The organism is Candidatus Accumulibacter sp. ACC003 (genome assembly GCF_907163085.1).
Lineage (GTDB): Bacteria > Pseudomonadota > Gammaproteobacteria > Burkholderiales > Rhodocyclaceae > Accumulibacter.
Genome location: NZ_CAJQTX010000001.1, coordinates 89,185 through 100,095, shown reverse-complemented (window position 1 = coordinate 100,095; position 10,911 = coordinate 89,185). Strand labels below are relative to the sequence as shown.

Sequence of the window (10,911 nt, the reverse complement as noted above, 5' to 3'; positions counted from 1 at the left end):
CCGCCCAGCACGCTTGAGTAGTATGTATTATATAAGACATACTACTCAAGCGTGCTGGGCTGGTGCTGCGCTCCCACGATCAGCGAGCTTCTGCTCTGGCCCGGTAAGTGGCGTTCATGGCATCGTGCCGTCTTGAGCAGTTCACTGAGTGTTACAGGGTGACACCGCCAGGAGCGCCCGGCAACGGCGACAACTGGGGCATGACATCTCGGCGGAGATGATCCGCGATGACCGTCAAGCGGGTGCTCTGTCCCAAACGGATGCGAACGATCCCGGCCCAGTTCAGTTGGGCCGACAACCGTCTGGTGCGGGACCTTAGCTCGATCGTTGTGATCGCCCGGCGGCGGCACTCGGCGTTGGAGCAGTATAATGGCATGCACCCCAGAGTCGGGGCTCAGCGGCGATAGAGGAGAACTCGGATGGCAGCGAGGGTCAGGCCAGACACTGGCGAGGCGACGTCGAAGCAGCGGTATCGGGTGACGAACTGGTCTGAGTACGACCGTTCGCTTGTCAACCGGGGCAACCTGACGATCTGGTTGGACGACGCCAGTATCAAAGACAACTGGACGCCCCCGCCACCGGTCGGTCGGGGCAAGCCTGGGCTGTACTCGGAGACTGCGATTTAGACCTGTCTGACGATCAAGGCCCTGTTCCAGTTGCCGTACGGCGCCACCGAAGGACTGATGAAGTCGCTGATGCGCTTGAGCCAACTGGACCTTCCGGTACCGGACCACACCCACATGTCCCGGCGTGCGGGAGAGATCTCGGTGAAAATTCCCCGGCGGCCGCGCAAAGGGCCAACGCACGTGGTGGTGGACTCGACGGGCCTGAAGATCTTCGGTGAAGGTGAATGGAAAGTCCGTCAGCACGGAGTCGGTAAGCGCCGCACCTGGCGCAAGATCCACCTGGCCGTCGACGAAACCACCAAGGACATCATCGGCATTGAAGTGACGACGGCCGACTGGGGCGACAGCGAAGTGTTCCCCCGTCTGCTTGACCAGGTCGAAGGCGAAGTCTCTCAAGTGTCCGCCGATGGCGCCTACGACACCAAAGGCTGCCATGCCGCCATTGCCGACCGCGACGCCCGTGCCACCATTCCCCCGCGGGACGGCGCGGTTCCCTGGGGCGACGATCATCCCCGTGACGGCATTCTCGAAGAGATCGCCGCCAAGGGCAGCGCCGGCTGGAAGAACGATAGCGACTATCACCGGCGCAGCATTGCCGAAAACATGATGTACCGGCTGAAGCAGTTGGGCGACAGCCTGTACTCTCGAACCTTCGAGCGGCAAGTGACCGAAGCGCACGTCAGGGCCGCCATCATCAACACCTTTACCTATCTGGGCATGCCGCAATCCGTCGGGGTTGGGCAAAGTGCGCCTGCCGCATGAAGTAGGACGGGGATAGGGGAAGTTCGCGCCCAAAATGCTGGGATTAGTCATATAGTATATTCGCGGTTACTAATAGTGCACCAACGCCGCGGTACTCTATCGGTTTCTGGTCACCATCGCCGACACCCAGGCTCAGCAACTACTCGGAAGCCGTACTCGATAGACGCCGGCTTGCCCGGCTCAGCCAGCCACGTGGCGACCTCGTCCGTGTCGGCCTGATCGCCTATCAACGCCCGCTCTACCGGATGCTGGCGCTGGATTTTTTCCGGCGCGCCGAAGCGTACTCACTTGCGAACATCATCAAGGTCGATCTGTCGGCGGAGCTATTTAGTGCCTGACCGAAAACTCCGGTTTTTGGCGAGCGCGCCGCCTTGAAAATATCGGTTGGCATTGAATTTCTCGTTCGTCCCGAGTTGCGCTGGTCGACTTCTGTCGAATGCGAGCCATAATGCCCGAATGTCATGGTGTTCGAGCAAGCCATTCGGACAACGGTCGGAGTTACTGCATGGAAAAACGCTTGGCGGGCTATGCCGCCATTTTGTGGGGCATGTCGCGATCTGCGTATCGGGTTTTGCGCTTCGCACGCCGGTTTTCCCGTTCCCTCAGGATGGCGCCGATGCGATGGATGTTCCTGGCCACTACAGCCAGCGCCACGTAGCGTTGGAACCCGTGAAGGCCATGATCCGGACAGTAATCAAGACCATGGACCTCCAGTGCGTTGATCGCCGACTCGACCGCCGAGTGCTGACGTCGCGCCTTGACAAAATCCTCCGCGCTTTCCACCGCTTGTGCCTGTTGCGACAGCTTGCCCTTGCGCGGCAACACCACCAGTTTCAGATGCGCCTGTAGTTCCTGCTGGTTTGCTGGTGAGTGAAATCCTTTGTCAAAACTACAGGCCTCCAGGTTGGCAAAATGCTGCTTGGTCTCTTTGACCATGGTCACGGCGACCTGGTCGTCCGTCTGCTTTTCCATGACCTGATGATGCAGGATGAAGCGGTGTTGTCTTCCATGACGCAGACCCGTAAACCCAGTTCGACCGGCACGCCGGCTTTGCCTTTGTTGATCCATTCCGTGTGCGTCTCGAATACCGAAAAGACCTTCTCGGCATGCTGAATGGTTTCTCCCAGAATGACGCGCCGCCGGGTCTGGTCAATCTGCCGTACGGCATGTGCGATGAACTGTTCGATCTCGAGTTTGGCTGCCAGATACTCAATGCCGCCAGCAACGCTACACGCGGGGGTCTTGCTCAGCGTCTCCCGTGCCTTGTCCAGGTAGGCTTGGGCGACCCCCAAGTAGGTTTGGTAGGCCTCGATAAGGCGATTGTCATTGGCCTCTTGCTGCGCTTCGCTACGTGCCTTGCGGTGCTTTGTGCTCTGCGCCGTGCGCAGGTGCCGCTTGAGGTGCTTGACGTTGTAGGCGTGCTGCCGCCAGTCGCTCATCCCTTGATCGGCGCTCAGGCGCGCCGTCAGTTCGATGACCTTGCGCGTGGCGTCAAAGAGCAGGTTGATATCAGTCGGGTAATGCACATCAGTCTCAACCACGAAGGAGTCGCAACGCCCATGCAGGACTTCGCCTTCCGCCTTTTTTTGACCAGTTCATGACCCGCATCGACGACGATTTGATTGATCTTGTTCAGCAGTTCCGGCGTGAATAAGGTGACGTTGTCCTTCAGTGTTTGGTAGTGGTACGACGTCGGGTCGAACAACCCATGCCCGAGCATCTGCCGAATGGTGTTGTGCTGATTGACCAACTCATGCAGACGGTCGTAGTCGATGTTCAGGTCAAGCCGGATCACTCCGCAGACGAAGATCGACCAGAGCGTCATCCCGGGACGCCCCGTCCGTTTGTCGACCTTCGGGGCCATGTCTGACTCAAGCAACTGGAAAAGCGTTGCCCGCTTGTCTGGATCTTGGTAGAGGTACTGCAAACCTCGCAGAATCTGCGGGATGTCGTCACGCGACTTGGCGTCAAGAACAATATGAGAAACATCGACTTCGCCAATGTGCATCTGGGTGTTCTGGACAACTCGCATCGCTTGCCTCCAAAAATTCGTCTGTTCGTGCTCTTCGATAATGGCAATTATAATGCATTTGGTCTACGCGTGACGGCCTTTCAAAAACGAGCGAAGATTATTTCCGCTGCCGGATTGATGACCAGTTCGGGCACGAAGATCTCTACTCATTTGTCCTCAGAAGCCCAAATTGCGATGTTTTCACCACAAATCACCCTGCGGCTATCAATTCTTCATCGCTCGGAAATCCGCCCAATCCCTTGCTACTGTTGGGATGAAGGGGTTTTCGGTCACGCACTATTTACCTACGCGATCGACCCGCAGGCCTTGAGCCGTGCGCACATGATGGGCGGCAAGCTGATCCTGGTCTAGAGCATGCCGGATCACAAGCCTGCGGCGATGGTGCCGCGCTACAAGGCACAAGGCCGACCCCGATGACTACGGGGAGAAGCTCGCCTATGCGCGCTACCTGGCGAGTTCCCCAGAGGCCGCCGGCCTTCCCGGGTTTTGTCGGTCGTACCGCTTAGCCTGATACCGGTGCCGGCGGCGGCACCTGGCGAATCGCCGAGGTCGTCCAGCTTTCCTGATGATCGAGACAAGCCGCGACGGGGTTAACCATCACCGGAAAGCGAAAGGCGACGCGCTTGCTGGCAGACGGCGAACTGCCAGTTCCTGATCGCGCGGTCGTCCGAGATTAAGTGCTGTCCGCCGTGCGTGGTGAGCGGATCGAGTAGACGGACAAAGCCCTCGCCGCGGATGCGGGGAGGGCTTTGTTTTAGGGGAGCCTGGCGGTGACCTACTTTCACACATGTAGTATGCACTATCATCGGCGTGCCTTCGTTTCACGGTCCTGTTCGGGATGGGAAGGGGTGGGTCCAAAGGGCTATGGCCGCCAAGCATAACGGTTTCGCACGCCGCCTGCTGGCGAGGTGCGCAAAATGGGAAGAAGGTGTTGTGATTGTTTCGTTACGAGTTGCTGCTCAAGGTTATAGGATCAAGCCTCACGGGCAATTAGTACTGGTTAGCTTAACGCATTGCTGCGCTTCCACACCCAGCCTATCAACGTGGTGGTCTACCACGACCCTTCAGGGGGATCAAGTCCCCAGGGAAATCTTATCTTAAGGCGAGTTTCACGCTTAGATGCTTTCAGCGTTTATCTCTTCCGAACTTAGCTACCCGGCAATACGACTGGCGTCATAACCGGTACACCAGAGGTTCGTCCACTCCGGTCCTCTCGTACTAGGAGCAGCCCCCTTCAAATTTCCAGCGCCCACGGCAGATAGGGACCAAACTGTCTCACGACGTTTTAAACCCAGCTCACGTACCACTTTAAATGGCGAACAGCCATACCCTTGGGACCGACTACAGCCCCAGGATGTGATGAGCCGACATCGAGGTGCCAAACACCGCCGTCGATATGAACTCTTGGGCGGTATTAGCCTGTTATCCCCAGAGTACCTTTTATCCGTTGAGCGATGGCCCTTCCATACAGAACCACCGGATCACTATGACCTACTTTCGTACCTGCTCGACGTGTGTGTCTCGCAGTCAAGCACGCTTATGCCATTGCACTATCAGCACGATGTCCGACCGTACCTAGCGTACCTTCGTACTCCTCCGTTACACTTTAGGAGGAGACCGCCCCAGTCAAACTGCCTACCATGCACGGTCCCAGACCCGGATTCACGGGCCATGGTTAGAACCTCAAACAAACCAGGGTGGTATTTCAAGGTTGGCTCCACCAGAACTAGCGTCCCAGTTTCACAGCCTCCCACCTATCCTACACAAATCGGTTCAAAGTCCAATGCAAAGCTACAGTAAAGGTTCATGGGGTCTTTCCGTCTAACCGCGGGGAGATTGCATCTTCACAACCATTTCAACTTCGCTGAGTCTCAGGAGGAGACAGTGTGGCCATCGTTACGCCATTCGTGCAGGTCGGAACTTACCCGACAAGGAATTTCGCTACCTTAGGACCGTTATAGTTACGGCCGCCGTTTACCGGGGCTTCGATCAAGAGCTTGCACCCCATCACTTAACCTTCCGGCACCGGGCAGGCGTCACACCCTATACGTCCACTTTCGTGTTTGCAGAGTGCTATGTTTTTATTAAACAGTCGCAGCCACCATTTCACTGCAACCCTTTCAGCCTCCACCCGCGAGGGGCTTCAACCTGTCAGGGCGCACCTTATCCCGAAGTTACGGTGCAAATTTGCCGAGTTCCTTCTCCTGAGTTCTCTCAAGCGCCTTAGAATTCTCATCCTGCCCACCTGTGTCGGTTTGCGGTACGGTCTCTATGTAACTGAAGCTTAGAGGCTTTTCTTGGAAGCATGGTATCAATCACTTCGCGGTATAAAACCACTCGTTATCACGCCTCAGAATTGACCCTCCGGATTTGCCTAGAGAGCCTTCCTACACGCTTGAACCGGGACGTCCAACACCCGGATGACCTAACCTTCTCCGTCCCCCCATCGCATTACAAAGAGGTACAGGAATATTGACCTGTTTCCCATCGACTACGCTTTTCAGCCTCGCCTTAGGGGCCGACTCACCCTGCGCCGATGAACGTTGCGCAGGAAACCTTGGGCTTTCGGCGAGGGAGCTTTTCACTCCCTTTATCGCTACTCATGTCAGCATTCGCACTTCTGATACCTCCAGCATCCTTCTCAAGACACCTTCAACGGCTTACAGAACGCTCTCCTACCATATGTGCGTTCCCTTTAATCCACTCAACCCCAACAATCAACATGGGGCGCCAAGCTGCCAGCGCAACGCGCCAACAACCTCTTCCTTCGAATGAACTAAAGTGGAACGCACATATCCGCGATTTCGGTGCATAGTTTGAGCCCCGTTACATCTTCCGCGCAGGACGACTCGACCAGTGAGCTATTACGCTTTCTTTAAAGGATGGCTGCTTCTAAGCCAACCTCCTGGCTGTCTAAGCCTTCCCACCTCGTTTCCCACTTAACTATGTCTTGGGGACCTTAATCGGCGGTCTGGGTTGTTTCCCTCTTGACACCGGACGTTAGCACCCGATGTCTGTCTCCCAAGCTCGCACTCAACGGTATTCTTAGTTTGCAATGGTTTGGTAAGTCGCGATGACCCCCTAGCCATAACAGTGCTTTACCCCCGTCGGTGATACTTGAGGCACTACCTAAATAGTTTTCGGAGAGAACCAGCTATTTCCAAGTTTGTTTAGCCTTTCACCCCTATCCACAGCTCATCCCCTAATTTTTCAACATTAGTGGGTTCGGACCTCCAGTGCGTGTTACCGCACCTTCATCCTGGCCATGGATAGATCACTTGGTTTCGGGTCTACGCCCAGCAACTAGCGCCCTATTCGGACTCGGTTTCCCTACGCCTCCCCTATGCGGTTAAGCTCGCTACTGAACGTAAGTCGCTGACCCATTATACAAAAGGTACGCAGTCACCCCACGAAGGGGCTCCCACTGTTTGTATGCATGCGGTTTCAGGATCTATTTCACTCCCCTCCCGGGGTTCTTTTCGCCTTTCCCTCACGGTACTGGTACGCTATCGGTCGATTACGAGTATTTAGCCTTGGAGGATGGTCCCCCCATATTCAGACAGGATTTCTCGTGCCCCGCCCTACTTGTCGCAAACTTAGTACCACGATCAGGTTTTCGCGTACGGGGCTTTCACCCACTACGGCGCAACTTTCCAGATGCTTCCACTAACCCAATCGATATCACTTGCAGGCTGTTCCCAGTTCGCTCGCCACTACTTTGGGAATCTCGGTTGATTTCTTTTCCTCCGGCTACTTAGATGTTTCAGTTCGCCGGGTTCGCTTCCTCACGCCTATGTATTCAGCGTGGGATACTCCTCGCGGAGTGGGTTTCCCCATTCGGATATCTCTGGATCAAAGCTTCATTGCCAGCTCCCCAGAGCTTTTCGCAGGCTTGTACGTCCTTCATCGCCTGTAATCGCCAAGGCATCCACCACATGCACTTATTCGCTTGATCCTATAACCTTGAGCTCTCTTCCGAGACCCCAAGCTACAGGCAACTCATTGTGCTCCCCCTCTTACAGGGGATCGATGCAATCACAACCGTATCACCAGCCTCTCCACGCATCATGACGACTGCGTTTAACCGGTGATACAACCTTCTTCCATTTTGTTAAAGAGCACTGGCCCCGTAAGGGGTCAGGCCTGAAGAGTCTACAACTCTTCAGGCCTGACATCTCACAAGTCGCGGGTGGTGGAGGATGACGGGATCGAACCGACGACCCCCTGCTTGCAAAGCAGGTGCTCTCCCAGCTGAGCTAATCCCCCGCAAAGACGGGTCCGAATGCCCTCCAACTCGCGCCAGAGAGCATTCGATCGTTGCCTACGCACACAGGAGTCTTCCGCTCATACTGACGCCGATACGCTGGTGGGTCTGGTTGGAATCGAACCAACGACCCTCGCCTTATCAAGACGATGCTCTAACCGACTGAGCTACAGACCCCTCCGCTTGTGCCGCTTGTGACAACCGATAGGTTGTGAGCTCTCGTTCCAGTTTTTCTCTAGAAAGGAGGTGATCCAGCCGCAGGTTCCCCTACGGCTACCTTGTTACGACTTCACCCCAGTCACGAACCCTGCCGTGGTAATCGCCCTCCTTGCGGTTAAGCTAACTACTTCTGGCAGAACCCGCTCCCATGGTGTGACGGGCGGTGTGTACAAGACCCGGGAACGTATTCACCGCGGCATGCTGATCCGCGATTACTAGCGATTCCGACTTCACGCAGTCGAGTTGCAGACTGCGATCCGGACTACGATCGGCTTTCTGAGATTGGCTCCCCCTCGCGGGTTGGCAACCCTCTGAACCGACCATTGTATGACGTGTGAAGCCCTACCCATAAGGGCCATGAGGACTTGACGTCATCCCCACCTTCCTCCGGTTTGTCACCGGCAGTCTCATTAAAGTGCCCAACTAAATGATGGCAATTAATGACAAGGGTTGCGCTCGTTGCGGGACTTAACCCAACATCTCACGACACGAGCTGACGACAGCCATGCAGCACCTGTGTTCAGGCTCTCTTTCGAGCACTCCCAAATCTCTCCGGGATTCCTGACATGTCAAGGGTAGGTAAGGTTTTTCGCGTTGCATCGAATTAATCCACATCATCCACCGCTTGTGCGGGTCCCCGTCAATTCCTTTGAGTTTTAGCCTTGCGGCCGTACTCCCCAGGCGGTCAACTTCACGCGTTAGCTACGGCACTAAAAGGTTTAACCCTCCCAACACCTAGTTGACATCGTTTAGGGCGTGGACTACCAGGGTATCTAATCCTGTTTGCTCCCCACGCTTTCGTGCATGAGCGTCAGTATTGGCCCAGGGGGCTGCCTTCGCCATCGGTGTTCCTCCACATCTCTACGCATTTCACTGCTACACGTGGAATTCCACCCCCCTCTGCCAAACTCCAGTCTTGCAGTCTCAAATGCAGTTCCCAGGTTGAGCCCGGGGATTTCACATCTGACTTACAAAACCGCCTGCGCACGCTTTACGCCCAGTAATTCCGATTAACGCTCGCACCCTACGTATTACCGCGGCTGCTGGCACGTAGTTAGCCGGTGCTTCTTATTCGGGTACCGTCATCTACTCAGGGTATTAACCCAAGCAATTTCTTCCCCGCCGAAAGAGCTTTACAACCCGAAGGCCTTCTTCACTCACGCGGCATGGCTGGATCAGGCTTCCGCCCATTGTCCAAAATTCCCCACTGCTGCCTCCCGTAGGAGTCTGGGCCGTGTCTCAGTCCCAGTGTGGCGGATCATCCTCTCAGACCCGCTACGGATCGTCGCCTTGGTAGGCCTTTACCCCACCAACTAGCTAATCCGACATCGGCCGCTCCTAGAACGCAAGGTCTTGCGATCCCCTGCTTTCCTGCTCACAGAATATGCGGTATTAGCGTAGCTTTCGCTGCGTTATCCCCCATTCCAGGGCACGTTCCGATGTATTACTCACCCGTTCGCCACTCGCCACCAGGGTTGCCCCCGTGCTGCCGTTCGACTTGCATGTGTAAGGCATGCCGCCAGCGTTTAATCTGAGCCAGGATCAAACTCTTCAGTTTAAATCCTAAAACCCTCGCTCGACGTTCTCAATACCAACCCAGATCTCCCCAGGTCAGCATCATTACTTCCGTGCGAGTTACTCCATCTTTTACAACAGCCCACTTGCGCAGACCATCCCAGACCGAGAACCCACACCTATCGGTTGTCTCATTTTTAAAGAGCTGGTTGCGGGGACAGGATTTGAACCTGTGACCTTCGGGTTATGAGCCCGACGAGCTGCCAGACTGCTCCACCCCGCGACCGAGAAGGCTATTGCCTTCGATGCTGCCATTCACTTCGCCTCAAGTTATCTGCCGGTAACCGGTTAGCGCCGCCAACCAATCAACAAACAAACCCGTGCTGCGAAGAGGAAGCATTGTAGCAACGCTCCAACCCAAGGTCAACACCCATGGGCCAAAACTTGGATATTTATCTCTAGAGGCTCGCCCAAACAGGGCGTGACACGGGTTTCGCCGACTCCACGCAGAACTGACCGCAGACGCGGATCCTCAGCGCGACGGGTTGCAAAGCCTCATCCAGCCTCGATCCCGGCGGGCGCGAATGACCCGCAGCGAGGATCAGCAGGGGATGTTGCCCGACAAAGGCAGGCGGAAGTCACCACCGGCAAAACCGGCTAGTCCGGAAGCAAGGCCCACGCCGGCGAACGTCAACGCCAGGCCGACCAGCCACCGGCGACGCGTCAATGCGGCAACGCCCAGCGCCGCCACGGTAATATTGATCGCGGCCTCAGCAATATCGCGGCGATCATCGTGGACGTTGAGCCTGACGTATTGTTTTTCGTACGCTTCGGCCTGCACCTTGACCTCTTGCTTCTCGCCTTCGTAGCGACTCAGCTTCGCCCGGCCGATCTCGATCATGCTATCCCGCAAGGCGGCGACCTCGGCTTTCAGCCCAAGGCACAACTTTCGCTCGACGGTCGGTTGATCGAGGATGCTCTCGGCAACCCTTTTCTTGGTGCGCTTGGCCTGAACGTGCGCCCAAGCGTTCACGCTGCCCGCCTGCACCATCGTCTGCCCGACATTCCACCCTTGATGCTGATCAGTGCCATCACCGTCGCCAGGACGACCACCAGCACGGCAATCACGCTAACGAGCGGGTTCAAAGTTGGTACAGCTGCGTGGCAACCAGAGCGCCGATAGCGAACACGGCGACCACCCGAACAGAGACCGCGGATCATCAAGAGACCATGACCGCTTCCCTCTGTGTCGCCCAGGAGAGAAACGAGCTCTGTGAGTCGCGAACGCAACTTGCACTGGAAGCCGTAAACGAAAAACCCCGCAGGACGTGGCGCCCGGCGGGGTGATTGTCTTGGTGGCGCAATCTTGCTGCAGCATTGCTGGCGGAGAGGGAGGGATTCGAACCCTCGGTAGGCTCACACCTACGCCTGATTTCGAGTCAGGTACATTCGGCCACTCTGCCACCTCTCCGACGGGGCGCAATGTTAGCACA

General features: G+C 56.3%; 2 protein-coding genes, 4 tRNA genes, 3 rRNA genes and 2 pseudogenes. 2 read left to right on the top strand and 9 right to left on the bottom strand.

What is annotated here, in order from left to right; genetic code table 11:
- Positions 1-419: 419 nt before the first annotated feature.
- Positions 420-1,388, top strand: a pseudogene (locus QZ656_RS00400) (IS5 family transposase).
- Positions 1,389-1,913: 525 nt separating this feature from the next.
- Here QZ656_RS00400 and QZ656_RS00395 read toward each other — a convergent pair.
- Positions 1,914-3,420: pseudogene (locus tag QZ656_RS00395) on the bottom strand (ISNCY family transposase).
- On the opposite strand from QZ656_RS00395, the gene QZ656_RS00390 reads away from it, so the two are divergent.
- Complete coding sequence (locus QZ656_RS00390) at positions 3,367-3,771, top strand: hypothetical protein (protein WP_291991548.1); 405 nt, start codon at positions 3,367-3,369, stop codon at positions 3,769-3,771. The pseudogene QZ656_RS00395 and the gene QZ656_RS00390 sit on opposite strands and share 54 nt — an antisense overlap.
- A gap of 411 nt (positions 3,772-4,182) precedes the next feature.
- On the opposite strand, the gene rrf is transcribed toward QZ656_RS00390, so the two are convergent.
- The 8 genes from rrf to QZ656_RS00350 all read right to left on the bottom strand — a co-directional run bounded on the left by rrf (position 4,183) and on the right by QZ656_RS00350 (position 10,889).
- Positions 4,183-4,296, bottom strand: a 5S ribosomal RNA gene (rrf, locus tag QZ656_RS00385).
- Positions 4,297-4,389: 93 nt separating this feature from the next.
- A 23S ribosomal RNA gene (locus QZ656_RS00380) occupies positions 4,390-7,375 on the bottom strand.
- Between the two features lie 235 nt (positions 7,376-7,610).
- A tRNA-Ala gene (locus tag QZ656_RS00375) sits at positions 7,611-7,686 on the bottom strand.
- A gap of 98 nt (positions 7,687-7,784) precedes the next feature.
- Positions 7,785-7,861 (bottom strand) — tRNA-Ile (locus QZ656_RS00370).
- Between the two features lie 62 nt (positions 7,862-7,923).
- Positions 7,924-9,461, bottom strand: a 16S ribosomal RNA gene (locus QZ656_RS00365).
- Together the 16S, 23S and 5S rRNA genes with 3 tRNA genes alongside form the textbook arrangement of a ribosomal RNA operon.
- 163 nt (positions 9,462-9,624) lie before the next feature.
- A tRNA-Met gene (locus QZ656_RS00360) sits at positions 9,625-9,701 on the bottom strand.
- Between the two features lie 318 nt (positions 9,702-10,019).
- Positions 10,020-10,469, bottom strand: a complete 450-nt coding sequence (locus QZ656_RS00355) for a DUF4337 domain-containing protein (protein WP_291991547.1) — start codon at positions 10,467-10,469, stop codon at positions 10,020-10,022.
- Positions 10,470-10,799: 330 nt separating this feature from the next.
- Positions 10,800-10,889 (bottom strand) — tRNA-Ser (locus tag QZ656_RS00350).
- Positions 10,890-10,911: the final 22 nt, after the last annotated feature.